Genomic DNA, 26,630 nt, shown 5'->3' on the forward strand with positions numbered 1-26,630 from the left:
CTGGTTTAGAAATGACAGATGATCGGTGTCGTCTCATTGATCAGATCATAAAGCTTTGCCGCATCATCGTATTTCATATTGATACATCCGTGGGAACCATGGTTCAGGTACCAGTCCCCTCCGAATCGTGTCTGCCAGGACGCATCATGGAATCCGATGTCTCCATTGAAAGGCATCCAGAATGCCACCGGAGATTCATAGGAATACTCTCCGTTTGCAAGCAGTTCTCCACGAAGTACTGCATTCTTGGTCTTGTAAGTCAGGTCATAGCTTCCCTGCGGTGTGTCATCTTCTCCATTCGGAGTTCCACTGACAATATCACAGTTCATGATCACTTCTCCGTTCTGGAAAAACCAGAATTTCTGTGTCGTCAGATCCACTTCCGCGTAAGTGTCTCCGTAGTCATTGTCGTCTCCGTGATCCGCTCCTCTTCTGGACCATTTCGGCTCCCTTGAAACTTCTTCGCCGCTCTGAATATTCGCAACCAGAGCCGCATACTCGTCTTCCTGATTTAAATACCAGCCAAAGTCACCTCCGGATACCTGCACTGTATCTCCGCGGCCCGTCACAAATGTCCGCGTCGTTCCAACTGTATTATACTTTGTAGCAAGCTGCGCAATATAGGCATTCACCTGATCGGTATTGAATGTCACCTGCATATTCTCATCAACCGTCAGCCACTGGGAAATAAGCGTCTTATCTACTACTTCTGTCTTTGGTGACAGATCATATGTAATCTTGCTCTGGAGATACTTATTCATGGTATCAACCGCAGCCTGCACTTCCGGAGAATCTTTCGTGTAAGCCGGTGTGATATAGCATCCTTCCGTCTCCAGATTCATTTCCTGATTAAAGCCGCTTACGGACTCTTTTACCTTCTGAAGAAGCGTCTCCTGATTCACCTGGTTTCCGACTACTTCCTCCTGGATGACAAACTGGTTTCCGTCATATACCGGATGTGCATTTTCTGAGGCAGTCTGGCCTGCGGAAGTCACGCACTTCAGCATGGAAACAAACCCTGCCAGCTTTTCTTCATTATATTCGATTCCGACTTCCGTTGTGACATCGGATTTTGTCCACAGTGCCGTCGGCCAGAGAAATGGATTCTGCTCCTCCTTGACTTTCTCAAGAGCACCGCTCTCCTGATAGGAGATGTCAATATCTTTTCCGGAGATCGTCTCCGTTCCTCCGTCTTTTTCATTTAATGTCAACGTGTATCCGGCAACCTGCTCTGCCATATAATCCTCCGCATCATGAACGCTTCTGAGTGAAAAGCTGTTACCGTTGATCGTTGTTCCCGGATAGAAATGGCTCTGAAAAAAGATCACTCCGCCAAAATAGGCAACCGCTACAATTCCGACAATGCTGCCGCAGGTAATCGCGATCCGTTTCTTTGCCGCCTTGGATATCCGGCGTTTCTCTTTCTTTTTCCTTGGTCCCCGTCTATGTTTGATTCTCGTCTTTCTTGCTATTTCATTTTCACTGTCCATTGTATGATCCTGATCCGAAATCCGGAGTTCTTCTTCCGGAATATTTTCGTTTTTCTTCATTCAATATCTACCCCTTACTATTTTACCTTATACATCGCTATTATAATATGTCTATGTGGAAAAGTACAGTGAAAATTTGTTGAATCTTGTCGTATATCCTACTTACTTTTCGGCGTTTTCCCTCAAATTTCGATTGCAGTTTTTTCAGTGCTTCTATATAATAGATAGAAGTTTATTCAGATTATTTTGTATATTTGGAGGTATCATTATGGCAGGATCATCTTTTGGAACTCTTTTTCAGATTACAACATGGGGAGAATCCCACGGAGCCGGCATCGGTGTCGTAGTAGACGGCTGCCCGGCAGGGCTTGCACTCTCCCCTTCCGATATTCAGGCCTTTTTAAACCGCAGAAAACCGGGACAGAATGCTTACTCTACCATGCGCAAGGAAGCAGACGAAGTGGAAATCCTCTCCGGCGTGTTTGAGGGAAAGACAACCGGTACACCAATCTCCCTTCTCGTGCGGAATCAGGACCAGCGCTCCCATGACTATTCTCAGATCAAAGACTGTTACCGGCCCGGTCATGCGGATTATACCTTCGATGCAAAATACGGATTCCGGGATTACCGGGGCGGCGGACGTTCCTCGGGACGAGAAACGATCGGACGTGTTGCTGCCGGCGCCATTGCTTCTCTCCTTCTGAAAAATCTCGGCATCCAGGTTCAGGCATATACGAAAGCGATCGGTCCATACACCATCCCTGCTGATGAGTACGACTTTTCCGTTCTGAAAAGCAGTCCGCTTTGTATGCCTCATCTGGGATACTCTCAAAAAGCGGAAGAATATCTGCGTACCTGTATGGAAAACCAGGATTCCGCAGGAGGCATTATCGAATGTCAGATCGCGGGACTTCCTGCCGGCATCGGCGAACCGGTTTTTGACAAGCTGGACGCCCTCCTTGCCCACGCAGTTCTTTCCATCGGAGCTGTCAAAGGATTTGAAATCGGAGATGGCTTTGAAGCCGCCCGTTCAAACGGTTCCACAAACAATGACGCTTTCTGCCTGAAAGACGGACAGATCACCAAGAAGACAAATCATTCCGGCGGAACACTTGGAGGGATGAGTGACGGAAGCACTGTCATTTTCCGTGCGGCCATCAAGCCGACTCCTTCCATCTCCTCTCTGCAGCAGACGGTCAACTCCTCTATGGAAGAGGTTGACATCTCTGTCAAAGGAAGACATGATCCGATCATTGTTCCGCGGGCCGTTGTCGTTGTGGAATCCATGGCAGCGCTTACCACCGTGGATCTGCTGCTTCGGAACATGAGCGCCTCCATGGATCATCTTCTCCGGATTTACCGGTAATCTTACGCTCAAACGAGAGAAAGGAAGTCCTTTATGAAAAGAGAACTGACCTATATCATACAAGAAACGGACGGTACGGCTGCGCCGCTTACCGTCCAAAGCTTTCTGAAAAGCAGGGGATATTCTCATGCTGTCATCGTCTCCCTCAAAAAAACTCCGGAGGGAATTCTAAAAAACGGTGTCTGGGCACGAGCACACGATCCACTCCTGCCGGGCGACTGCCTTCAGGTGCGGATTGTCGAAGACAGTTCTTCCGATCATATTGTTCCGCGTCCGCTTCCGTTTCCGGTTGTATACGAGGATGAAGATCTTCTTGTCGTGAACAAACCGGCTGACATGCCGATTCATCCGTCTCAGGGAAATTACGAGAATACTCTCGCCAATGCTGCCGCCTGGTATTTCAAAGAAAAAGGGGAATCATTTGTGTACCGCTGTATCAACCGTCTGGACCGGGACACAACCGGACTTCTCATCCTTGCCAGGCATGCCTACAGCGCTGCCCTTCTTTCCCGGATGGTCTCTGCCCGCCAGATTAAGCGGGAGTATCTTGCAGTTGTCAGAGGCACTCCGGATGTTTCCGGAATCATCGATGCTCCAATCGGACGTAAAGAAGGATCTACCATCGAACGCCGGGTGGACTTTGAACACGGTGAACCGGCCCGTACCCATTATGAACTCCTTTACTCCGAGGGCGGATATTCCCTCGTCCGGCTCCGCCTTGACACAGGGCGTACCCATCAGATCCGTGTCCACATGAAATATCTTGGGCATCCTCTGCCCGGCGACTTTCTTTACTGTCCGGATTACACAAAAATAAAACGGCAGGCGCTTCACTCCTGCCGTCTCTCTTTTCTCCATCCTGTTACGGGGCATCCTCTTTCCTTTACCGCCCCGCTGCCGGATGATATGCGTTCTTTCTTCCCGTCTGTTTCTCTGAATACTCTTTAAAGATCATAGCATCCGCCTCCGATAAACTCCCGCAACAGGGAGTTTGCCGGAATCCTCTCTGTTCCGATCCCGAGAAAATAGTCCAGAAACTTCAAAAGCCGCTTGGCTTCATGGAATTCTTCCATTTCCGGTGTAATCTGAAATAACAGTGGTTCCACATACTGTTTTAATACCGCAAGTTCGTAAATCAGGGCCGAGTTAAACATGATGTCCGCTTCCTCCTGGAACGGGAAAATATTTCGCTCTTCCCCCCTTCTGACCGAATACCACATGGCAATTGTTCTTGCCGCGGAAGTGCCCCGGGTCCTTGCATCACGGACAATCCGGCGGATCAGACGTCCGTCCGTAGTCGGGATCCTGTTGTGTTCGTCTACATTCAGCTGTGTCAGCGCACTGATATAAATCTTAAACTTCCGCTCATTCGGAAGAGCTTTGGTAAGCTCTGGATTCAGGCAGTGAATTCCCTCAATCACAAGAATATCCCTGCTCTCCATTTTCAGCTTTTTCCCTTCGTATTTCCTCTGTCCCGTGATAAAATCAAAGGTCGGAATTTCCACCTCTTCGCCATGAAGCAGACGTCTCAGATCTTCATTAAACTGTTCTACGTCAATCGCTTCCAGGCACTCAAAGTCATAATTCCCTTTCTCGTCCTTTGGAGTGTGCTCCCGGTTGACAAAATAGTTGTCGACCGCAAGAGGATGAGGACGCAGGCCGTTTACCCTGAGCTGGACGGACAACCTGTGCGAAAAGGTCGTCTTTCCCGAAGAAGAAGGTCCTGCCACAAGCACAAACTTCACATCACCTCTTTTTGCGATCTGTTCCGCAATTTCAGCAATCTTCTTTTCCTGCTGTGCTTCCTGCACCAGTACCATGTTCTGAGCTCCCTCCCGCACAATTTCGCGGTTCAGATCGCCAACGGTTTCAATATCCTGGAGATCACCCCATTTCATGGATTCTTTCTGTACCTGAAACAACTTTTCCCGCACCTGTAAAGGCGGAACCCGTTCCGGATCCGACATTTTCGGCATCTGGATCACAAATCCTTCATCATACGGATAGAGTTCAAAATATTTCAGATATCCTGTGGACGGCACCATGTAGCCGTAGTTATAGTCCTCGAAAGCTCCCATCCTGTACAGGTTGACTCTGGAACTTCTCCGGTATTTGAACAATTCTTCTTTATCATACATACCATATTGATGAAACAGCTCAATCGCTTCATCCGTATGGAGATTCCGTTTTTCTATCGGAATATCAGCCTCTACGATCTTTCGCATCGTATCTTTAACACGGTTTAGAAATACCTCATCCAGACAGATATCCCCGTCAATCGTACAGTAATACCCCTGGTCCACCGAGTAATGAATCCGCACTTTTTGAATCTTATCATGTCCGGCTGTATCATAGACCGCCTTTACAAGCATCAGGCTCATACTTCTTTTGTAGGTCTTATACCCGATGTCCTCTCCGGTCGTGACAAGCCTGACCCTGCAATCTTTCCGGAGCGTTTTATACAGTTCTTTCAGTTTTCCGTCCTGAATCACAAGAACAACATCATTTTTGTACTCTTTCTGTCTGTCTTTTGCAATCTCAAGAAAAGTGGTTCCTTCCGGATACTGCTTTGTTTCTCCATTTTCAAATGTAACCGTATACTGTAGTACATCGTGCAAACTAACACCTTCTTTCCAGCCTTTATAAAATCACGGAATACGGCAAATGCTTCGGCATGGTAATCACTTCGATTCTGCCTTCCGTTTTATCCTCCAGATACTGTTTCATATCCTCCATAAACAGATATTCCAGTCCGTAGTGTCCCGCATCAAGCACTGCCATCCCCTGGGCATCGGCATCAATTCCGGTATGGTGACCGATATCTCCGCTCAGAAATACATCTGCACCTTTCAAAAGCGCTTCCTGCACTACACTTTCGCCCGATCCCGGACAGACCGCCACCGTTTTGACCGGCCTGTCTGCTCCAAAGCACCGAAGTTCCTCCAGGCCAAAACGTGTTCTGATTCTGGCCGCAAATTCAAGAAGGCTCTCCGGCTCTTTCAACGTTCCGGTCACGCCGATTCCACACGGAACCCCCAGCCATTCCCCGGTTTCCTCAAGCGGACCGGTCTCTTCCAGTCCGATTTTTTCTGCGGCAAGCATCCCCATCCTGCAGATATCGTAGTTCGTATGCATGGCATAGTAGGCCACGTCTGCCTGTATCAGCTTTAGAATTCTTCTTCCGATAAACGCTTCATCCGTAATCCGCTTCACAGCCCGGAACAGAAGCGGATGATGAGAAAGGATCATATCCGCCTTGATTTCCAGTGCCGTCTCCACGGCAGCATCATCGACATCAACCGTAATCAGGACCTTTTGGACCTCCTTTTCTTCTCTTCCAAGTATGAGACCGCTGTTATCCCAGTCAAGCGCATAACTCTCCGGTGCAGCCTCCACCAAAATATTTCGGATTTCTTTTACCTTCATCTTGCCTCTCCTTTTACCGGTACCTGCCTTCTGCTGCATACAGCTGCTTCAGTTCTTTTTCTATCTCTATGATCCGGGCTTTGGAACTTTCCGACGGATCCTGGCTCTTCCTCAGATTCTCCAGAATGTTCGTCCGGATCCGGATTTCCCGTTTCAGAAAATCATGGAGAACCGGATGTTTCTCTTTCAGAAGAACTCTTCCATACTCATATTCCTCTTCCGTGTACGGGAACTGCTCCCTCTTCCCCGGAACAGCCTTCATCATCGGGTAGTATTTTCCATCCTCATATATCATATTCTCATACTCAATGGAAAATCCGTTTTCAATCAGAAACCGGCGGACTTTCCCGATCTCCGACTGCGGCTGGAGAATACATTCTTTCAGCGAAGCCGTCGTTTCCGGACAGGCCGACAAAATCTGTATAATAAGAGCGCCGCCCATTCCGGCGGCGATCATACTGTCTGCTTCCTGGATGCTCAGTTCTTTGAGTCCATCTGATCTTCTTGTCCCGATTTGCTCTTCAAGCCCATATTCTCCGATATGTTCTCTGGCACGCTGGAGCGGCCCTTCGTTAACATCCATCGCAACCGCGGATGGAATCCGTCCGTTTTGCACCAGCCAGATCGGGACATACGCGTGATCCGTCCCGATGTCTGCCACTCTGTATCCGGGCGTCACCAGCTCGGCGACCGCCCGAAGTCTCTTTGATAATTCCATGCTCCGCTCCTAATCCAGATAGTCTCTTAATTTACGGCTGCGGCTTGGATGGCGCAGTTTTCTCAGTGCCTTGGCCTCAATCTGACGGATACGTTCTCTTGTAACATCAAACTCTTTACCGACTTCCTCCAGTGTCCTTGCCCGGCCGTCGTTCATTCCAAAACGCAGTCTTAAGACCTTCTGTTCTCTGTCTGTCAGTGTATCCAGCACTTCATTGAGCTGTTCCTTTAACAGTGTGGCGGCAGCAGCTTCCGCCGGAACCGGCACATTATCATCCTGAATGAAATCACCAAGATGGCTGTCCTCTTCTTCCCCGATCGGTGTCTCCAGAGACACCGGTTCCTGTGAAATCTTCAAAATCTCTCTGACACGGTCCACAGGCATGTCCAGTTCTTTTGCAATCTCTTCCGGAAGCGGCTCTCTTCCGAGCTCCTGAAGGAGCTGTCTGGATACCCGGATCAGTTTGTTGATCGTCTCCACCATATGAACAGGAATACGGATCGTTCTCGCCTGGTCCGCAATCGCTCTCGTAATTGCCTGACGGATCCACCAGGTCGCATAGGTACTGAACTTAAATCCCTTCTGGTAATCAAACTTCTCAACCGCCTTGATCAGACCAAGATTACCTTCCTGAATCAGATCCAGAAAGAGCATTCCCCGCCCGACATAGCGCTTTGCAATGCTGACTACAAGACGGAGGTTCGCCTCTGCCAGTCTCTTTTTGGCACTCTCATCGCCTTCCGCCATTCTTTTGGCCAGATCAATCTCTTCTTCTGCACTTAAAAGAGGAACCTTTCCGATTTCTTTCAAGTACATACGCACCGGATCCTCAATGCTGATCCCGTCCGGCACAGACAGATCGATCTTTTCCATATCGACCTCTTCCTCTTCTTCTGCAAGAATCAGATCGTCAATATCTGCGTCCAGGTCATCATCATTTCCAATACGCAGCACATCGATGTTCATTGCCTCCAGATACTCATACACCTTTTCCATCTGCTCTGAAGATAATTCCAGATCAGCCAGAAAATCACTGATCTCCTGAATTTCCAGAACTTTCTTTTTCTTTTTTCCAAGTTCGACCAGCTCTTTCAGCTTTTCCTCAAATTTTGCTACGTTTTCTTCCATGCTTTTGTCCATCCTCTCATCGCTTGTTCTATACTTTTATTTTATGGATATCTGCATCTGATACAGTTTCTGCAGATCCTTTTTGGCTTCCATGAGCTTCTGAAGACCTTTGATATCCGTCGGGTCCAGCGCTCTTCCCGCTTCTTCAATACTGTGGTTTTTCACCTTGATCACCGTCTCTTTGAGAGCCTTTTCCTGCTCCTCTTTCGTGGATAGCTCACGAATCTTTGTATGAAACAGTGATGCGGCCTCCCGATGCTCTTCCTCATCCGTAAAGTGATTCAAAATGCGGGCAGGATTGAGATCTCCCTCTTCATACTGCTCATAAAGCAGTGAGGCAACTTCCTTATACAGGCTTCCGGTGAAATCGTCCGGTGTAATGTAATTCTTCACCTGAGAAAATACTGTCATATCATCAATCATCCAGGTCAGAAGGATCTTCTGGGACTTCAGATTTCCGTCTTCCTTCTCCTTGACAGCCGCAGTCTGCTTCGGCCGTCTGGCCGGTGCTGCCAGCCCCTTCTCTATAGCCGTCTTTGCCACCAGCTTTTTCAGATCCTCAAAGGCTACTTTATATGCTCTGGCAACCGCCTCGGTATAATTATCCCTTTCAATCTGCTCTTCAAATTCTCCAAGTCTTGCCGCTGCCTCTTTCATGAAACCGGTCTTACCTTCCGGGGAATTCATGTCATACTGACGTTCCAGCACCTCCAGACTGTACATAAACCCGTTTCTGGCTTTGCTGATCCGCTCTTCAAAAGCCGCCGCACCCAGATTTTTGATAAACTCGTCCGGATCCTTATACGGATCCATCCGGATCACTTTCGCCGTAATGCCCGCCTCTTTCAGAATCGGCATCGCTCTCAGGGCTGCCTTCGTTCCTGCCTCATCGCTGTCATAAGTCAGATATACTTCCTGAACGTACCGCTTAATTAAAGATGCATGTCCAGGTGTAAATGCAGTCCCGAGGGAGGCAACTGCATTGGTAAATCCTGCCTGATGAAGCGCAATCACATCCATATACCCTTCGCACAGCAGAAAATAAGGCTTTCTGGAACTTCTTGCACGGTTCAGCCCGTAAAGATTTCTGCTTTTATCAAAAATCGGAGTCTCAGGGGAGTTCAGATATTTCGGTTTCCCGTCACCCATGACACGGCCGCCGAATCCAATAACACGGCTGTTTGCGTCCATGATCGGAAACATCACACGATTCCAGAATTTATCATGAATTCCTTGTTTCTCATCGACACTTGCAAGCCCGGACTGCACGATCAGCTCATCCGAATAGCCCTTCAACTTCAGGAATCTGCTCAGATCATCGCTGTATTTATTTGCATATCCGAGCCCGAAGTGCACGATGGTCTCCTCTGTCAATGCTCTGTCGGTCAGATATTGATAGGCCTGCCGCCCTTTTTCCGACTTCAGCTGTGCAAAATAATATTTTGCTGCAAGCTTGTTGATCGCAAGAAGCGTCTCTCTTAAATCTGCTCTTTCTTTTGCCTCTTTGGAATACTGTTCCTTCGGCAGCTCCACTCCCGCTCTGTCCGCAAGATAACGGAGCGCCTCGGTAAACGAATAGTGCTCATATTCCATCAAGAATGTAAACACATTTCCTCCTGCCCCGCAGCCAAAGCAGTAGTACATCTGCTTGTCCCGGCTGACAGAAAAGGACGGGGATTTTTCATTGTGAAACGGACAAAGTCCAAAATAAGAATTTCCTTTTTTCTGCAGTCTTACATAAGAAGAAATCACGTCTATAATATCGTTTTTCATTCTTACTTCTTCTATCACGTCTTCTGAATAATACACGTCTTTCCCTTCCTTCTTGCCTGTGTACATTCTCCTACAAATTATATATTCGACAAAAGATGTTGATTTCCTTTTTCTTTTTTTAATTTTTTCAAAAAAGCGATGAAAGACTGTTTTTTATTTCTCTTTTTCTTCAGAAAGCCGCCTGCGGATTGCTTCTACTACCGTCTCAAGCACTTTGATTCTCGCATAGTACTTATCATTTCCTTCTACAATAATCCAAGGTGCAGACGGGGTTGATGTTTTCACGAGCATCTCTTCAACAGCTCTTTCATATAGATCCCATTTTTCCCGGTTTCTCCAGTCTTCGTCCGTAATCTTCCACTGTTTCGCCGGATTTGCCTGGCGTTCTTTAAATCTCCGCTCCTGTTCGTCTTTATCGATCTGCATCCAGAATTTCATTACAATCGCGCCGGAATCCGCAAGCTGTTCTTCCATATCATTCATTTCCTTATAGGCACGTTTCCACTCCTGCTTTGTGCAGAATCCTTCAATCCGTTCCACCATCACCCGTCCGTACCAGGTCCGGTCAAAAATGGTAATATGTCCTTTCTTCGGCATCTTAATCCAGAATCTCCACAGGTAATGATGCTTTTTCTCCCAGTCGTTCGGAGCTGCCGTCGGAATCACGACATATCCCCTCGGATCAAGTGCCTGAGTCAGCCTCTTGATGGCACCGCCCTTTCCTCCGGCGTCCCACCCTTCAAATCCGAGGATCATCGGAATTCTTCTGCGGTACAACTCCCCATGAAGTTTTGTCAGTTCTTTCTGAAGCTTTTTCTTTTTCTTCTCATATTCTTCTCTTGTGTAGGACAGGGACAAATCAGCTTTATTCAATACAGACTCTACCGGCTTTTCATCCAGTTCCGATGCTTTTTCTTCTTCCTCCGGCTTCCGTTCCACCGCAGCTTCCAGAGCCTTGATCACCGTCTTGTAAATCTTGACGGCAGCATATCTCTTATCCGTTGCCTCCACGATCGTCCAAGGAGCAAAGTCCGTATCCGTCTTTGCCAGCATCTCTTCGTTCACCTGGAGATATGCATCATATTCCTCGTTTCTGCGCCAGTCATTTCCTGTCACTCTCCATTCACTTTCTCTGGAAGATGTCAGCTTTTCAAACCGCTTTTTCTGCTCCCTTTTACTGATATAAAGGAAAAGTTTAATAATCACCATACCGTCATCAGTCAGTTCTTTTTCAAAATTCTGGATAGTATGGTATGCTTTGGCGACTTCCCCTTTGGACATCTGATTTTCAAACCGCTCCCCAAGCACCTTCCGGTACCAGCTCGTGTCAAAAATAGATATCTTGCCCCGCTCCGGGATCTTCGTCCAGAAACGCTTCATGTAAGGATAGAACTTTTCTTCTTCTGTTTCTTTTTTGACTGCAAATACTTCAAAGCCCCGCGGGTCTAATGCCTGGATCAGCTTGCCGATCTGCACTCCTTTTCCAGACGCATCCAGGCCTTCAAATACTATCATCACCGGAATTTTGGCACTCTGGCAGGCTCTCTGCAGTTCCCCAAGCCTGATCGAAAGTGTCTGAATCTCTTCTTTGTATTCCGGTTTCTTCATTTTTTTCGACAAGTCAATTTTCTCTAACATCGTCCTTCCTCCTCATGCTACAAAATAATTATATTTTTTTGTTGACATTCCTTCTGATCTGTAGTAATATATCTTTCGGACGGTCGAAAGACAGTCACATGCGGAAGTGTCGGAACTGGCAGACGAGCAAGACTAAGGATCTTGTGACTATTGCAGTCGTGTGGGTTCAAGTCCCATCTTCCGCATCTTGAAAGCAGAGTGCTGCAGGTCAGGCTCTGCTTTTTTGATCAGAATGTGTTATTTTCTATTATAGCACGATCTGATGATAAATTGTATCTATTGATTAAAAAATATACATTTTTCAATTATTTTTAATTTTTATATTGACATTTTCTTTTACTTGTAGTAATATAATTTACGGACAGCCGATAAGGCAGTCACATGCGGAAGTGTCGGAACTGGCAGACGAGCAAGACTAAGGATCTTGTGACTATTGCAGTCGTGTGGGTTCAAGTCCCATCTTCCGCATTTTTCATTATTCAGCTGAAATCCTCATTTTATGCAGGATTTCAGCTTTTTCTTTTTGAATAAAGGAAGGATTTTTAGCTTCCACTCTTTCCGCACTCCAAAACAAAAAAAGCAGAAAGAAATCTTTTTTTCTTTCCGCTTGTCTTTTCGCTTCTTTCTTTATTATTATGACAGGCTTCTGACGTACGCTGCCGCCCAAATCGCAGCAACCGCCCCGTCACTTACCGCTGTGGCCGCCTGTCGTACAAGTTTGACACAGATATCCCCCGCCGCATATACCCCCGGCAGATTCGTCTCCTGTTTTTCATTGGTTACAAGATACCCGTCTTTTTTCTCCAGTTCCGGATAGAGCGATGTATTCGGCGTTGAACCAGCATAGATATAGACCGCACATCCCGGCGCCTCAATCCACTCCTGCTCTTTCGTATGTTCATCTTCAATAACAATTCGATCCGCCTGCCCCTCTCCTTCAATCCGGGACAGTCTGCTGTGAAGGCGCACCTCCATATTCGCCGTCCGTTTTACTTTCTCTGTAAATTCCGGAATTGCTCCCAGCGTATCTTCAAAGTGGATAATCGTTACTTTAGAAGCAAATTTCGAAAGAAAAAGCGCTTCTTTCACCGCTCCGTCTGCTCCGCCCACAACAAATGCTTCTCTGCCTTCGTACTTCTTTGCATCTTTTGCCGGATTCAGCCCTGTTCCACGTCCCGCAAATGTATCTTCTCCCGGAATACCAAGCTTTCTTGGAGTCGTTCCTGCTGCAATGATTACCGCCTTCGCTTCGTATGTCGTTCCTTCTGTCACGATCCGTTTTACCTCTCCGGAAAAATCTGCTTCTACTACTTTTTCCATTGCAATTTCGATTCCCGCACGTTCGGCCTGTTCCTTCAATCTGAGGGAAAAACTCTCACCTGTTTCGTCCGCAAGAATTCCTGCATAATGAGTGACAGTCGACACACTTCCAAGAAGTCCTCCTACCTTTTTCTGTTCTAAGACAATGGTCTTTAACCCTCTGCTTGCGGCATATACTGCACTGCTGATTCCTGCCGGCCCCGCTCCAATGACACAAATATCGTACATTCTATTTCCTCCGCTTCTATTTTCTTTTCAGTGATGATCATAACACAGAGTTTCAATAAAGAAAAATGATATATTCTTATTATTTCATAATTTCAGTTTATTATTCATATCCTGCAAGCCGGATACAGCCAGTCTCGGAACCACATTTTCAGGCATCAAAAAAACAGAGGAGGTTTCCTCTGTTTTTCCAGTTCTATCTTAAGCCTGATTTGCTTTTGCAAGTTCTGCTAATGCTGTAAATCCTTCCGCATCGTTGATTGCCATATCCGCAAGGATCTTTCTGTTGATCTCTACACCTGCAACCTTTAATCCATGCATCATCTTGCTGTAGGATAATCCGTTCATTCTTGCTGCCGCGTTGATACGAGCGATCCAGAGCTGACGCATCTGACGTTTTCTCTGCTTACGTCCTGCGTAGGAGCTTGCAAGAGCTCTCATAACAGACTGTTTTGCAACTCTGTACTGTTTGGAACGTGCTCCTCTGTATCCTTTCGCCAGTTTTAATACTCTATTATGTTTCTTCTTTGCGTTCATTCCGCCTTTAATTCTTGCCATGTCTTACTCCTCCTTCTATTCTTCCAACTCTTATAAGTATGGTAATACTTTCTTCATGTTCTTTACATTTGTAGAATCAGTAATGATAGATTTTCTAAGATTTCTTTTTCTCTTAGTAGATTTCTTTGTTAAGATATGGCTCTTGTAAGCTTTATTTCTCTTTAACTGTCCTGTTGCTGTTTTTTTAAAGCGCTTTGCAGCTGCTCTATTTGTTTTAATTTTTGGCATAATAATGATCCTCCTTAAATTATAAAATTTATTTTTAACGTTTTTCAGTTAAAACCATGCTCATGCTTCTTCCTTCCAGCTTTGCCGGCTTTTCTACAACCGCAATCTCTTTCAGGTGTTCCGCAAAATCATCCAGAATATGTTTGCTCTGCTGCATATGAGCCATTTCACGTCCGCGGAAACGAAGTGTAACTTTTACCTTATTCCCTTTCTGGATAAACTTCCTTGCATTGTTTACTTTCGTGTTCAAGTCATTCGTATCAATATTTGGAGATAATCGAACTTCTTTTACATCTACAGTCTTCTGCTTTTTCTTTGCCTCTTTTTCTTTTCTTGTCTGCTCGTATTTGTATTTGCCGTAATCGATAATCTTGCATACCGGCGGCTTTGCTGTTGGAGCAATCTTCACGAGATCAAGCTCGGCTTCCTGCGCGATCTTCTGCGCTTCTCTTGCAGACATAATTCCTAATTGTTCTCCATCCTGTCCGATCAGCCGCACTTCTCTGTCGCGGATCTGTTCGTTAATCATTAAATCGCTAATTGTTGTACACCTCCATGTTTGAATACTCATTCCTTGCCATAAAAAAATGGATAGCACAGACTATCCACATGATCTATCTTTACAAACCGGGCTCTCTGATATAAAATATAGAGATAACGATTGTAATTCTATATCAAACCATCAGTCACTCTTTCGTGCTGCGGTGAGAGTGGATACTCTGCTTTCTTTTCACACAGCTGTTATTCTAGCACAGCTTTCTTTTTCTGTCAAATACTTTTTTTTGGAAATCTGATCTTTCTATTTTTCTCTTGTTTTTTACACGTCTCTGTGACATAATATACACACTCACTTTAAAGTGATAAAAAAATAAATTGTTGGGAATTTGGGGGTACAAATGAAAGAAAGAAGTAATTTTTCCAGCAGGCTCGGCTTTGTTCTTGCTGCGGCCGGATCTGCTGTAGGTCTTGGGAATATCTGGCGTTTTCCCTATCTGGCAGCACAATACGGCGGGGGAACTTTCCTTCTGGTTTATCTGATTCTTACTGTCACTTTTGGTTTTTCTCTGATGCTTGCTGAAATCGCCATCGGACGAAAAACCGGATTAAGCGCCATTGGTGCATTCAAAAAACTGGATCATCGTTTTGGGTTTCTCGGAATTCTGGCATCCCTTGTGCCGATCATCATCTTTCCTTATTATTCCGTAATCGGCGGATGGGTTACAAAATATCTTGCAGTCTTTTTGACAGGAGGAGGAAAGTCAGCTGCAGCCGATACCTATTATACTGATTTTATCGCTTCTCCTGTCGAGCCGCTGGGCTGGTTTTTTCTTTTTCTCGCCGCCACAGCTGTTATTGTCCTTCTGGGCGTGGAAAAAGGAATCGAAAAGGTCAGCAAGTTTATGATGCCTGTACTCGTAATCCTGACAGTCGGAATTGCGGTATACTGCATCACACTGCCAGGAGCCGGTGAAGGTGTCGCCTACTATCTGAAACCGAACCTGAAAGATTTTTCAACCAAAACCGTCCTCGCTGCCATGGGACAGCTGTTTTACTCCATGTCCCTTGCCATGGGAATCATGGTAACATATGGCTCCTACATGCAGAAAGACAATAACCTGGAATCTTCCGTACGGCAGATCGAAATTTTTGACACCGGCTTTGCGTTTCTTGCCGGTCTCATGATTATCCCTGCTGTATTCGTCTTTTCCGGCAAGGACGCTCTTCAGACAGGTCCCGGCCTGATGTTTGTCACACTTCCAAAAGTATTTGCAAACATGCCTTTCGGAGAGTTGATCGGAGCTGTATTTTTCCTCCTTGTATTGTTTGCCGCACTGACTTCTTCCATCTCCCTGATGGAAACGATTGTCTCGATTATCTGCGACAGACTGCACTGGACCCGGAAACGTTCAGCGCTTACCGTAGCCGTATGCGCACTGATTCTCGGCGCTCCTTCTTCTATGGGATTTGGGCCGTTAAGCTTCGTCAAAATTCTGAATCTTTCGATTCTGGACTTCATGGATTTTATCAGCAACAGCGTGATGATGCCTGTTGTAGCCTTTTTCACCTGCATTTTTGTAGGTTTCTTTATCAAACCGGAGGCTATCGGCGAAGAAGTACGTCTGAGCAGCAGAACATTCAAAAGCGAAAAGCTTTTCTCTGTCATGATTAAATGGATCGCTCCGCTTTTCCTTGTCGCAATCCTGCTAAGCTCCGTATTTCACTGGGTATAGTTTAAAAAGAGTTCTTTGGCGGGCACAGTATTATTCGATACTGTGCCCGCTTTTTTGCATACTTTTTCTCCATTTCGGAAAAACTCCATACTGAAACAGGAAAAACGGAGGAACAGTCTAATGAAGATTTCCAAGATGATACAGGAAAATATTTCTTATATTAATGAAATCCTTCCGGTAAAAGAAAGCTTTGACATTATAGAACGCGATATGATCATCGGCGGACGTGAAAGCTGCTTTTTCTTTATCGACGGATTTATGAAAGATGAAGTCATGTCCAAAGTTATGGATACGCTCTTTAAACTCACACCGGAAGAAATGCCGAAAACGGCGACCGAGCTTTCCAGAACAATGATCTCGTATGTAGAAATCGATACTTTTTCAGAATATGATGAAATTATAAAGAATATTTTATCCGGAGTCTCCTGTCTTTTTGTAGACGGCTTTGAATCCTGCATTGCCATTGACTGCAGAACCTACCCTTCCAGAAGTGTGGACGAACCAGCACAGGACAAATCACTCCGGGGATCCAGAGATGGATTTGTAGAAACAATTGTCTTTAACACCGCATTAATGAGAAGAAGGATTCGCGATCCGCATCTGACTATGAAAATGACGGAAATCGGGAAGTCTTCCCGGACAGATGTCGCTCTTTGCTATATGTCTGACCGGGTAGATCAGAACCTGCTTTCACTTCTTACACAAAAACTGGAAGCAATGCAGGAAGAAGATCTGAAAATGAATCAGCAGAGTCTTGCCGAGCTTCTCTTTAAAAGAAAGTGGTATAATCCATTTCCGAAGTTCAAGTATACAGAGCGTCCGGATACTGCTGCCGCCTGTCTTCTGGAGGGAAAAATCATTCTGCTTGTAGATACCTCTCCTTCCGCGATGATTCTGCCGACATCTATCTTTGATATGATCGAGGAGGCAAACGATTATTATTTTCCAACACTGACCGGGATTTATCTGAAGATTTCCCGCGGTCTGATTACTCTGATGACCATTTTTCTCACGCCACTTTTCCTGCTTTTTATGCAGAATCCGCAGTGGATACCGGAAATTTTCGATTTTGTGCTTGTGAGGTCTACTGTAAATATCCCCTTGTACTTTCAGCTTCTGCTGCTGGAGCTTTCCATTGACGGACTGCGGCTGGCAGCTCTCAACACCCCCAGCATGCTCAGTACTCCTCTCAGTGTTATCGCCGGTATTGTGATGGGGGAATTTTCCGTTCAATCCGGATGGTTTAATTCCGAAATCATGCTTTACATGGCCTTTGTTGCTGTGGCAAACTATACCCAGCCCAATTTTGAACTGGGGTATGCATTAAAATTCATGCGTCTTCTTCTTCTCACGCTCACGGCCTTATTTGACTGGATCGGTTTTGCGGCGGGGTGCATCATTATCGTGTGTTCCATCTGTTTTAACCGTACGGTTTCCGGACGAAGCTATCTGAATATCCGCAGGAATTAAATTACAGCCTCCAGCATAAAATCTTTTGCTTCATGCCTTGAAAAATGGTATGATAAGTAAAAAGCAGGATGAGGAGGTTACAGCAATGAGAGAGTTTGTTATTACTACGGACAGCACCGTCGATCTTCCAAAAGAATGGCTGGAAGAGCGTAATATTCCGACGCTGAAATTATCATATACCATTGACGGCGAAACCTATCCGGATATGGAGGGGATTTCAAAAAAAGAATTTTTTGACCGCATCAGAAGAGGTTCTCTTCCGACTACGTCCCAGGTGACACCAGGTCAGGCAAGGGAACTGTTTGAACCTATCATAAAAGAAGGCAAAGATATTATCCACATCGGATTTTCTTCCGGATTAAGCGGAAGCCTGAACAGTGAACGGATGGCCGCGCAGGATCTGATGGAAGACTATCCTGAAGCACGGATCACCGTGATCGATTCTCTTTGTGCATGTCTTGGTGAAGCACTGCTTCTCTACTATGTTCTGAAGCTTAAAAAAGAAGGGAAAACTTACGATGAGATCGTGACCTGGGCAGAGGAGAACAAGCTTCACGTCTGCCACAATGTTACAGTGGATGATCTGAACCATCTGCACCGGGGAGGCCGTGTTTCCAAAGCTACCGCCGTCCTTGGAACCATGGTAAAGATCAAGCCTATGATCCACATGGACAATGAAGGAAAACTCAGTGTCATCGGAAAAGAACGGGGACGCAAGCGCTCCCTGCACAAGATCGTCGATATCATGGAGGAGCAGATGAAGGGCTGGGACAATGAAATTGTCATGATCACACATGGGGATTGCGAGGAAGATGCCCAATATGTCGCCGGTCTGATCCGGGAAAAATACGGAATCGATAACATTCTGATCAATGTGATCGGAACTGTCATCGGAAGCCATACCGGCCCTGGCGTTGTTGCCACGTTCTGTATGGGAAATAAAAGATAAGATTTACAGGACTCTGCATTCATGCAGAGTCCTTTTTCGGGCACATTTTCTCAATCTATCTTCTGTTTATTCTCAGGAAAATCCCCTTCTTCTATTGACATCTTTTCATTTCTTTTGTAATATAACAGTGATATATAGCAGTGTTATATAGAAGGGGATCCGCATGAATGAAACAAAACCAGACACATTGCAGGCTATCCTGACAGCAGCAATGGACGAATTCCTGGAAAAGGGATTTCAATCAGCTTCTCTTAGGAATATCGTGAAACAGGCTGGTGTAACCACCGGAGCCTTTTACGGATATTTTTCCAGTAAGGAAGCTCTGTTCGAAGCTCTCGTCGGAGAACAGTATGAGTATTTCATGAACTGTTTCTGCAGCGCTCAACAGGAATTCGCTTCTCTTCCGGCGGAAGCTCAGCCTGACCAGGTAGGCATCACGTCCGGCTCATGTATGCGCGAGATGCTTTTGTATGCCTATTCTCATCTGAAGGAGTTCAAATTGATTCTCTGTCATTCCACAGGCACACGCTTTGCCGGTATGATTGATGAAATGGTAAGAATCGAGCTTCAGGCGACTCATGACTATCTGAATGTGCTGAAGTCACTTGGAAGACCCGCACCGCCGATTGATGAGCATCTGGAACACATCCTTGTGACCGGAATGTTTAATGCTTTTTTTGAGCTTATTATCCATGAAATGCCGCTTCCAAAAGCGGAAAACTATCTCGAAGAGATGCGGGAATTTTATACTGCAGGATGGCTGAAGATTATGGGGCAGTAAGCCCTGTAATTTTTATCCAGAGGTTAGTTTGTGCTAACTTTTTTATAGCGGACTCCGGCTGCTTCTCCGTTCCTGTATGTTCCGGCCGGGCTTGGCAGGTATTCGGACAGCATCCGACACTTTTTATAAGGAGGTTTATCATGAAAAAACAGTCAAATTTATCGCGGCTTTTGTCCTATGCCGGCGGTCACAAAATCCTGACAGGGCTTTCATGGATTTTGTCAGTGGTCAGTGCGCTTCTGGCACTTGTCCCTTTCTGGTACATCTGGCGTATCATCCATGATCTTCTGGAAGCAGCCCCTGATTTTTTCAGGGCAGACCAGACAGCATCCTATGGCTGGAGTGCTGTGCTTTTTGCAGTACTTTCTGTTCTGGTCTACATTGCTGCGCTGATGTGTTCTCATCTTAGCGCATTCCGGATTGCTTCCAACATCCGGAAAGAGCTCCTGCGCCATATTGCTTCTCTCCCGCTTGGCACCATCGAAAAATACGGCAGCGGAAAACTCCGCCGAGTTGTCAACACATCCAGCGCCGCCGCGGAGACATATCTTGCCCATCGTCTTCCGGACAAGGCCGGAGCCATTGCAACTCCCGTTGGTCTTCTCTTTCTGCTTCTCGTATTTGACTGGCGTCTCGGGCTTTTAAGTCTCATCCCTGTCATACTCGGCTTTCTGATTATGATGAAAATGACAGGGCCGGATATGGAGGCAAAAATGAAAGAGTACCAAAACGCCCTCTCAGACATGTCCAATGAAGCGGTAGAGTACGTCCGCGGTATTCCTGTTGTCAAGACCTTTGGCCAGAGTGTCTATTCCTTCAAACGGTTCAAAGCTTCCATTGACAACTATGAGAAATGGGTGATCGCCTATACGAAGACGCTGCGGCTTCCAATGATGTTTTATACCACAGCCATCAACGGCGTCTTTGCCTTTTTGATTGCAGGCGGAATCTTTCTGTCCAGAAACGGCGTCTCAAACGACCTTCTTCTGAATCTGATTTTCTATATTATTATTACGCCGGTAATCGGAACGACCCTGACCAAAATCATGTTCATGAGTGAAGATGCAATGATTGTCACGGACGCCCTCTCCCGCATCGATACCATCCTGGATGAAAAGCCCCTTGCCGAAAGTGCTGCCCATACAATCCCTTCCAGCCATTCTATCACTCTGGAACATGTTACATTCAGTTACGACGGTCAGAAAGATGCTCTCAGCGACCTTTCCCTGTCCATTCCATCCGGGCAGGTCGCCGCCCTGGTTGGTCCTTCCGGCGGCGGCAAAACAACGCTTGCCGGCATCGCTGCCAGATTCTTTGATCCTCAGAAAGGCCGGGTGCTGATCGGAGATGTGGATATCCGGCAGATTTCAAAAGAAGATCTGATGAATCAGGTATCCTTTGTCTTTCAGAACAGTCGGCTGATCAAGGCCTCCATTCTGGAAAATGTCCGGATGGCAAGGCCTGATGCTTCCCGGCAGGAGGTATTTCAGGCACTGGAAGCCGCCCAGTGTATGGATATCATCGAAAAGCTTCCGGACGGCATTGACACGGTCATCGGTGCGGACGGCATCTACCTGTCCGGCGGTGAACAGCAGCGGATCGCCATTGCCCGGGCGATTTTGAAAAACGCGCCTGTCCTGATCCTGGATGAGGCCACCGCATTTGCGGATCCCGATAACGAAGTCCGTGTACAGCAGGCACTCTCCACACTCTCCAGAGGCAAGACCGTGCTCATGATTGCCCATCGGCTTTCTTCCATCACCGGAGCAGACTGTATTTATGTCATGCAGGATGGGAAAATCACGGAAAGCGGCACTCACGCAGAACTGCTTCAAAAAAACGGACTGTTTGCCCATATGTGGCGGAACTATTCCGAAGCGGCGGAATGGAAAATCGAAAAGGAGGAGAAAGTATGATTCAGAAATTACAAAGACGATTTGCATTATCCCGTCAGGGAGCCATTGACCTGATCAAAGGTTGTCTGGCCTGTGTCCTGCAGGATCTTTCCTTTATGTTTCCGGTCGGACTTTTATACCAGTTTGTGCTTGACATGATGGCCGGAGGCGTAAACGGCAGCCGGATCCTCTTTTATCTGGCAGGATGTGCCGCATGCCTGGTTCTGATTTTTGTCGTCACCTGGTTTCAGTATAATGCCACTTATCTGGCAACCTATGTGGAAAGCGGTGTGCGGCGGATCTCGCTGGCCGAACAGCTCCGGAAGATCCCCCTCTCCTTCTTCGGAAAAAAAGATCTCGCCGATCTGACCAATTCCATCATGGGAGACTGTGCCACCTTGGAGACTACGTTTTCCCACTATGTGCCCGCCCTGTTCGGATCCTTGATTTCAACCACCCTCGTTGCGGTCTGCCTGCTGTTTTTCAATGTAAAAATGGCCCTTGCCGCGATATGGGTCCTTCCTGTTGCCTTTGCCATTACTCTCTTTTCTGCCCGGATTCAGGAATATTTCAACCGGAAAGCGGTGGCTGCCAACGTTGCACTGGAGAAGGGCGTCCAGGAATGTATCGAAAGTATGCAGGATCTGAAAGCATATAACGCAGAGCACCGCTATCTTACCGGTCTGTACCGGAAAATCGACGAGTCGGAAAAACGCCATATTGTAACGGAGCTTGGCACCGCCCTTTTTGTCGTATCTTCCACCCTGATTCTGAAATTTGGAATCGCCACCACTGCTCTGACCGGATCCGTGCTTCTGATCCGCGGGGAGATCGATATCCCTCTGTTTTTTATGTTTCTGCTTGTAGTATCCCGTCTTTACTCTCCGCTGGAAGGCGCACTCCAGAATCTGGCCGCCGTCATTTCCAGCAGGACAAATATCAGCCGTATGAACGAGATTCTCGATCACCCGGTGCAGACCGGGAACAAAGACCTGACCAACAAAGGGTATGATATCTGCTTTGACCATGTAGGCTTTTCCTACAATACCGGAGAAGCCGTTTTAAAAGACGTATCCTTCACTGCAAAGCAGGGGGAAGTTACTGCCCTGGTCGGCCCGTCCGGCGGCGGCAAGACAACCGTCTCCCGCCTGGCTGCCCGTTTCTGGGATATTCAGCGTGGAACCATCACCGTGGGAGGTATGGACATCTCCAAAGTGGATCCGGAAACACTGCTTTCCTTTTACTCCATCGTCTTTCAGGACGTGACCCTGTTTAATAATACAATCATGGAGAATATCCGGATCGGACGAAAAGACGCCACAGACGCTGAAGTCCTGGCTGCCGCAAGACTGGCAAACTGTGAAGAGTTTGCTCTCCGGCTTCCGGACGGTTACAACAGCATGATCGGAGAAAATGGATGCGAACTTTCCGGCGGTGAACGGCAGCGTATCTCCATCGCACGGGCCTTTCTGAAAGACGCCCCGATCATTCTTCTGGACGAGGCCACCGCAAGTCTGGACGTCGAGAACGAAACGCTGATTCAAAGCGCTCTTTCCCGTCTGATCAAAGAGAAAACTGTTCTCGTCATTGCACACCGTATGCGGACAGTAAGCGGTGCCGACAAGGTCGTGGTTCTTTCCGAAGGAACTGTCGCGGAACAGGGAACTCCAAAAGAACTTCTTCAGTCCGGCACTATCTACCCTCATATGGCAGGACTGCAGGACATCAGTCAGAGTTGGAAGCTGTAATCAACCACATATTTAAAACGGACAGCATACCCGTTAACGGTATGCTGTCCGCCTGATATGATTTGCGGATTCATCTGTTATTGATAGATCGGATATCTGCCGCAGATGTCGGTCACCGCCCTGCGGATCTGATCCGCGTTCTTTTCAAAATCAACTGCTGCAAGACGAATCAGCCCTGCGATCTCTTTCATCTCCGGTTCTTTCAATCCCCGTGTTGTCACTGCCGGCGTACCGATCCGGATACCGCTTGTGATGCCCGGTTTCTGAGGGTCGTTCGGAATTCCGTTCTTATTGACTGTAATATACACTTCATCCAGCCGGTTCTGCATCTCTTTTCCGGTCAGATTCATCTTTCTTAAATCCACCAGCATCAGATGATTGTCCGTGCCGCCGCTTACGAGGTCAAATCCCTCTTCCAGCATGGCCTCCGCAAGAGCATGGGCATTCTTCACGATCTGTTCCTGATAGTTCCTGAACTCCGGCTTCAGCGCCTCACCAAAGCAGATGGCCTTTGCCGCAATCACATGTTCCAGAGGTCCGCCCTGTGTGCCCGGGAATACAGCCTTGTCCACCTGCTTTGCATATTCTTCCTTGCAGAGGATCAGACCTCCCCTCGGGCCTCTTAATGTCTTATGAGTCGTGGTGGACACCACATCCGCATATGGAACCGGGCTCTGGTGAAGTCCCGCTGCAACAAGCCCTGCAATGTGCGCCATATCGACAAAGAGGTATGCGCCCACTTCTTTTGCAATGTCCGCAAACAGATCAAAACGAATCTCTCTTGGATAGGCGGACGCACCTGCTACAATCATCTTCGGTTTACATTCTTTTGCAATTTTGCGGATCTCATCGTAATCAAGAAAACCATCCTCACCGACATTGTATGGTACAAAATGATAAAGCTTTCCGGACTGGTTGACCGGAGAACCATGGGTCAGATGCCCGCCATGATTCAGGTTCATCCCCATCACCGTATCCCCCGGCTGAATAAATGCCTGATAAACCGCCATATTGGCCTGTGCACCGGAATGAGGCTGTACACAGGCATGTTCCGCCCCAAACAGCTTCCTGGCCCGTTCGATTGCCAGTGTCTCAATCTCGTCTACATGTTCACATCCGCCATAATAGCGTCTTCCCGGATATCCTTCCGCGTACTTATTGGTCGGCACTGTTCCCATCGCAAGCATGACCGCCGGACTTACAATATTCTCCGACGCAATCAGCTCCAGATTTCTCCTCTGACGTGCCAGCTCCGCTTCCAGTCCCTTTCCCACTTCCGGATCATACTGACTGATATAATCCATGACTTCCTGTACCAGATTCATTACACATCCTCCTTCTTATTTTGTTGTACTGCCCAAACCTCCATTTCTGATGCCGTCAGCATCGTCATCGAGGGTGATGCCATATTCCACAAAGATTCCCTGCATAAATCCTTCTCCTGCTTTCAGCTCCACAGTTTTTCCCTCATTGGTATCATTGGTCAGTTTTGCGAAAATATGCCCTTCATTGTCTGAGTAGTAATAATCACTGTCAATGATACCGACCGTATTGTTGAGCTGAAGGCGGTACTTGAACCCAAGGCCGCTTCTCGGATAACATTTCAGCACCCATTCCTCCTCCATCCAGACACGGATGCCGGTCGGGATTTTCACCGTCTCTCCCGGTGCAAGCGTAATCGGGTACGGGGTGAAGAAATCATATCCCGCAGAGCCTTTCGTCGCCCTTCTCGGGAGCTGGATTTCTTCATATACTTTTTCCGCCTCTTCCGCGGTTAAAATTCCTTTCGTCCCCTCCAGAAACTGTTCTTTACTTACTTTCTGAAATTTCGCGATTCTTTTCATCGTGTTCTCCTTTTTCTGCCTTATTTTACAAGTTTTGCATTAATTTCATCATACTATTCTGAACGCAGAAAGTCAAATTCAATTCTGAATTCCGGGTGCTCCTTTGAATATTCTACAATAAAAAAAGATCAAAAACAAATCTTCTGCTTCTGATCCTTTTTCCTGGTTTATTCTAATTTCCACATTCAATACTGATCTCATTAAAGAGTTCCAGAATCGTATCGACTGTTGTCTCCTCTTTTTCTTTCCCTGATCTGTCAAGAATACAGCGTCCCTGATGCATCATCAGCATCCTGTTGCCGTATTCTACCGCATACCGGAGATTATGTGTGACCATGATGGTCGTAAGCTGCTTTTCTTTTACAATCTTATCGGTCAGTTCCATAATGGTCTCCGCCGTCTTCGGATCCAGCGCCGCCGTATGCTCATCCAGAATCAGAAAATCTATCGGGGTCATCGTGGACATCAGAAGAGCCATGGCCTGGCGCTGGCCGCCGGAAAGGCTTCCGACTTTGACGTCCATCTTATCTTCCAGTCCCAGGTTGAGCTGCCGGAGCAGTTCCCTGTAATGCTCTTTCCGTCCTTTGTTGATCCCTCTTCCAAGTCCATAAAACTTTCCTTTATTGTCCGCAAGAGACATGTTTTCCAGAATCGTCATGGACGGGCATGTTCCCATGGCAGTGTTCTGATACACTCTTCCGATTCTACGGTTCCTTTTATATTCTTTCATTTTTGTGATATCTTCACCGTCCATCAGGATCTGCCCCGACTCCACCGGGATACTTCCGCAGAGAATATTCAGCATGGAAGTCTTTCCGGACCCGTTGCTTCCTACAACAGAGACAAACTCTCCTTCCCGGACAGTCAGGTTGAAATCCTGAAACAGACACATTTCATTGATAGTGCCCGGATTATAATATTTCGTAATTCCTCTTAATTCAAGCATTTCCTTTTACCTTCTTCTTTCTTTCCATTCCGATGATCAGTATGATCAGGAACAATACTGCCGTGATCAGCTTCATATCCTGCGGTTCAAAGAACTTCAGCGCTGCCGCAACACAGGCCTTATAGATGACGGAACCAATCAGAACCGCCGTGGTTGCTTTCATGAACGTCAGGCTCTTGAACAGGCTGGTTCCGATAATCACGCTTGCAAGCCCGATAACAATCGCACCGGTACCGCTGGAAATCTCAAACACTCTTTGTTCCTGACAGAAAATACTGCCCGAGAGACATACAAGTCCATTCGCAATAGCAAGACCGAGGATCTTGACATTTCCCTGATCCTTGGCAAGGGACGTCACAAGATTTGCGTTATCGCCCACCGCCCGAAGCAGAAATCCCGATTTTGTCTTCATATACAGATCAAGAATGATTTTGGCAATCAACGCAATCACCAGGGAAATCACACACACTTTATAAGAAGAAAGAGATCCCGTAAAAATTCCATCCATCAACTCGTTATCAAAAATACTCTTTTCTCCAAAAATCGGCACGTTTGCTGTTCCGGCAAGTCGAAGATTGATCGTCCAGAGCGCGGTCATCATGATAATTCCGGACAGCAGATCCCGGACCTTGAATTTTACATGAATCAATCCCGTACAGACTCCTGCCAGTACTCCTGCCCCAAAGGAAATCACCAGAGTCAGATACGGATTGACTCCTTTGACAATTAAAGCCGCCGTCACGGCAGAACCCAGAGGGAAACTGCCGTCCACGGTCAGATCCGGAAAATCCAGAATCTTGTAAGTGATATAGACTCCAAGTGCCAGGATCCCGTAAATCAGGCCCTGCTCTACTGTTGTTACAATAAGGTTCATCTGTCTGCCTCCCGTTTTCTTC

24 protein-coding genes and 2 tRNA genes are annotated in these 26,630 nt (G+C 46.8%); 10 read left to right on the forward strand and 16 right to left on the reverse strand.

Going from position 1 to position 26,630, the window contains the following annotated elements; genetic code table 11:
- Window positions 1–5: 5 nt before the first annotated feature.
- On the reverse strand, window positions 6–1,550 hold the full coding sequence (locus B5E64_RS09280) for a peptidoglycan binding domain-containing protein (protein ID WP_087168244.1): 1,545 nt from the start codon (window positions 1,548–1,550) through the stop codon (window positions 6–8).
- Window positions 1,551–1,758: 208 nt separating this feature from the next.
- Between B5E64_RS09280 and aroC the strand changes: the two genes are divergently transcribed.
- Both aroC and B5E64_RS09290 read left to right on the forward strand, forming a co-directional pair.
- Window positions 1,759–2,856, forward strand: a complete 1,098-nt coding sequence (gene aroC, locus B5E64_RS09285; RefSeq protein ID WP_087168245.1) for a chorismate synthase — start codon at window positions 1,759–1,761, stop codon at window positions 2,854–2,856.
- 33 nt (window positions 2,857–2,889) lie between these two features.
- Window positions 2,890–3,804: an RluA family pseudouridine synthase gene (locus B5E64_RS09290; protein WP_087168246.1), complete on the forward strand. Its 915-nt coding sequence runs from the start codon at window positions 2,890–2,892 to the stop codon at window positions 3,802–3,804.
- On the opposite strand, the gene B5E64_RS09295 is transcribed toward B5E64_RS09290, so the two are convergent.
- The 6 genes from B5E64_RS09295 to pap all read right to left on the reverse strand — a co-directional run bounded on the left by B5E64_RS09295 (window position 3,801) and on the right by pap (window position 11,539).
- Window positions 3,801–5,474, reverse strand: coding sequence for a nucleoside kinase (locus B5E64_RS09295; RefSeq protein ID WP_087168247.1), 1,674 nt, complete (start codon window positions 5,472–5,474; stop codon window positions 3,801–3,803). The genes B5E64_RS09290 and B5E64_RS09295 overlap by 4 nt on opposite strands.
- Window positions 5,475–5,496: 22 nt before the next feature.
- Window positions 5,497–6,282: a Nif3-like dinuclear metal center hexameric protein gene (locus B5E64_RS09300; protein ID WP_087168248.1), complete on the reverse strand. Its 786-nt coding sequence runs from the start codon at window positions 6,280–6,282 to the stop codon at window positions 5,497–5,499.
- 13 nt (window positions 6,283–6,295) lie between these two features.
- Window positions 6,296–7,000 carry a class I SAM-dependent methyltransferase gene (locus tag B5E64_RS09305; protein ID WP_087168249.1) on the reverse strand — a complete coding sequence of 235 codons (705 nt, stop codon included), beginning with the start codon at window positions 6,998–7,000 and terminating at the stop codon, window positions 6,296–6,298.
- A gap of 9 nt (window positions 7,001–7,009) precedes the next feature.
- Window positions 7,010–8,128 carry an RNA polymerase sigma factor RpoD gene (gene rpoD / locus B5E64_RS09310; protein ID WP_087168250.1) on the reverse strand — a complete coding sequence of 373 codons (1,119 nt, stop codon included), beginning with the start codon at window positions 8,126–8,128 and terminating at the stop codon, window positions 7,010–7,012.
- A gap of 36 nt (window positions 8,129–8,164) precedes the next feature.
- Entirely contained in the window at window positions 8,165–9,937 is a 1,773-nt protein-coding gene (gene dnaG, locus B5E64_RS09315; protein WP_087168284.1) for a DNA primase, read from the reverse strand.
- A 117-nt stretch (window positions 9,938–10,054) separates the two neighbouring features.
- Window positions 10,055–11,539: a polyphosphate:AMP phosphotransferase gene (gene pap / locus B5E64_RS09320; RefSeq protein ID WP_087168251.1), complete on the reverse strand. Its 1,485-nt coding sequence runs from the start codon at window positions 11,537–11,539 to the stop codon at window positions 10,055–10,057.
- 100 nt (window positions 11,540–11,639) lie between these two features.
- On the opposite strand from pap, the gene B5E64_RS09325 reads away from it, so the two are divergent.
- Window positions 11,640–11,724, forward strand: a tRNA-Leu gene (locus B5E64_RS09325).
- Window positions 11,725–11,922: 198 nt separating this feature from the next.
- Window positions 11,923–12,007 (forward strand) — tRNA-Leu (locus B5E64_RS09330).
- Window positions 12,008–12,014: 7 nt separating this feature from the next.
- Here the strand turns inward: B5E64_RS09330 and B5E64_RS17855 are convergent.
- The 5 genes from B5E64_RS17855 to infC all read right to left on the reverse strand — a co-directional run bounded on the left by B5E64_RS17855 (window position 12,015) and on the right by infC (window position 14,399).
- Window positions 12,015–12,206, reverse strand: a complete 192-nt coding sequence (locus B5E64_RS17855; protein WP_140398854.1) for a hypothetical protein — start codon at window positions 12,204–12,206, stop codon at window positions 12,015–12,017.
- Window positions 12,173–13,087: an NAD(P)/FAD-dependent oxidoreductase gene (locus tag B5E64_RS09335; RefSeq protein ID WP_087168252.1), complete on the reverse strand. Its 915-nt coding sequence runs from the start codon at window positions 13,085–13,087 to the stop codon at window positions 12,173–12,175. Before B5E64_RS09335 ends, B5E64_RS17855 begins: the two co-directional genes overlap by 34 nt.
- Window positions 13,088–13,285: 198 nt before the next feature.
- Window positions 13,286–13,642, reverse strand: coding sequence for a 50S ribosomal protein L20 (gene rplT / locus B5E64_RS09340; RefSeq protein ID WP_087168253.1), 357 nt, complete (start codon window positions 13,640–13,642; stop codon window positions 13,286–13,288).
- Window positions 13,643–13,672: 30 nt separating this feature from the next.
- A complete protein-coding gene (rpmI, locus tag B5E64_RS09345) occupies window positions 13,673–13,870 on the reverse strand; it encodes a 50S ribosomal protein L35 (protein ID WP_087168254.1) in 198 nt (65 codons plus the stop codon).
- A 34-nt stretch (window positions 13,871–13,904) separates the two neighbouring features.
- Window positions 13,905–14,399 (reverse strand): translation initiation factor IF-3, encoded by a 495-nt coding sequence (gene infC, locus B5E64_RS09350; RefSeq protein ID WP_087168255.1) that lies wholly within the window; start codon window positions 14,397–14,399, stop codon window positions 13,905–13,907.
- Between the two features lie 367 nt (window positions 14,400–14,766).
- Here infC and B5E64_RS09355 point away from each other — a divergent pair, with 367 nt between their 5' ends.
- From B5E64_RS09355 to B5E64_RS09380, 6 genes are all read left to right on the forward strand, one after another.
- Window positions 14,767–16,101 carry a sodium-dependent transporter gene (locus tag B5E64_RS09355; protein ID WP_087168256.1) on the forward strand — a complete coding sequence of 445 codons (1,335 nt, stop codon included), beginning with the start codon at window positions 14,767–14,769 and terminating at the stop codon, window positions 16,099–16,101.
- Between the two features lie 120 nt (window positions 16,102–16,221).
- Window positions 16,222–17,571: a spore germination protein gene (locus tag B5E64_RS09360; RefSeq protein ID WP_087168257.1), complete on the forward strand. Its 1,350-nt coding sequence runs from the start codon at window positions 16,222–16,224 to the stop codon at window positions 17,569–17,571.
- An 85-nt stretch (window positions 17,572–17,656) separates the two neighbouring features.
- Complete coding sequence (locus B5E64_RS09365; RefSeq protein WP_087168258.1) at window positions 17,657–18,520, forward strand: DegV family protein; 864 nt, start codon at window positions 17,657–17,659, stop codon at window positions 18,518–18,520.
- 163 nt (window positions 18,521–18,683) lie between these two features.
- Entirely contained in the window at window positions 18,684–19,301 is a 618-nt protein-coding gene (locus tag B5E64_RS09370) for a TetR/AcrR family transcriptional regulator (protein ID WP_087168259.1), read from the forward strand.
- A 140-nt stretch (window positions 19,302–19,441) separates the two neighbouring features.
- Complete coding sequence (locus B5E64_RS09375) at window positions 19,442–21,217, forward strand: ABC transporter ATP-binding protein (protein ID WP_087168260.1); 1,776 nt, start codon at window positions 19,442–19,444, stop codon at window positions 21,215–21,217.
- Complete coding sequence (locus B5E64_RS09380) at window positions 21,214–22,944, forward strand: ABC transporter ATP-binding protein (protein WP_087168261.1); 1,731 nt, start codon at window positions 21,214–21,216, stop codon at window positions 22,942–22,944. The genes B5E64_RS09375 and B5E64_RS09380 overlap by 4 nt, the downstream gene beginning before the upstream one ends.
- A 77-nt stretch (window positions 22,945–23,021) precedes the next feature.
- On the opposite strand, the gene glyA is transcribed toward B5E64_RS09380, so the two are convergent.
- The 4 genes from glyA to B5E64_RS09400 form a co-directional block, all read right to left on the reverse strand.
- Window positions 23,022–24,263: a serine hydroxymethyltransferase gene (gene glyA, locus B5E64_RS09385; RefSeq protein WP_087168285.1), complete on the reverse strand. Its 1,242-nt coding sequence runs from the start codon at window positions 24,261–24,263 to the stop codon at window positions 23,022–23,024.
- 21 nt (window positions 24,264–24,284) lie between these two features.
- Entirely contained in the window at window positions 24,285–24,788 is a 504-nt protein-coding gene (locus tag B5E64_RS09390) for a deoxyuridine 5'-triphosphate nucleotidohydrolase (RefSeq protein ID WP_087168262.1), read from the reverse strand.
- Window positions 24,789–24,960: 172 nt separating this feature from the next.
- On the reverse strand, window positions 24,961–25,734 hold the full coding sequence (locus B5E64_RS09395; RefSeq protein WP_087168263.1) for an ATP-binding cassette domain-containing protein: 774 nt from the start codon (window positions 25,732–25,734) through the stop codon (window positions 24,961–24,963).
- Entirely contained in the window at window positions 25,727–26,608 is an 882-nt protein-coding gene (locus B5E64_RS09400) for an ABC transporter permease (RefSeq protein WP_087168264.1), read from the reverse strand. Before B5E64_RS09400 ends, B5E64_RS09395 begins: the two co-directional genes overlap by 8 nt.
- Window positions 26,609–26,630: the final 22 nt, after the last annotated feature.

The sequence above is a fragment of the Drancourtella sp. An12 genome (genome assembly GCF_002160935.1).
GTDB lineage: Bacteria > Bacillota > Clostridia > Lachnospirales > Lachnospiraceae > Sellimonas > Sellimonas catena.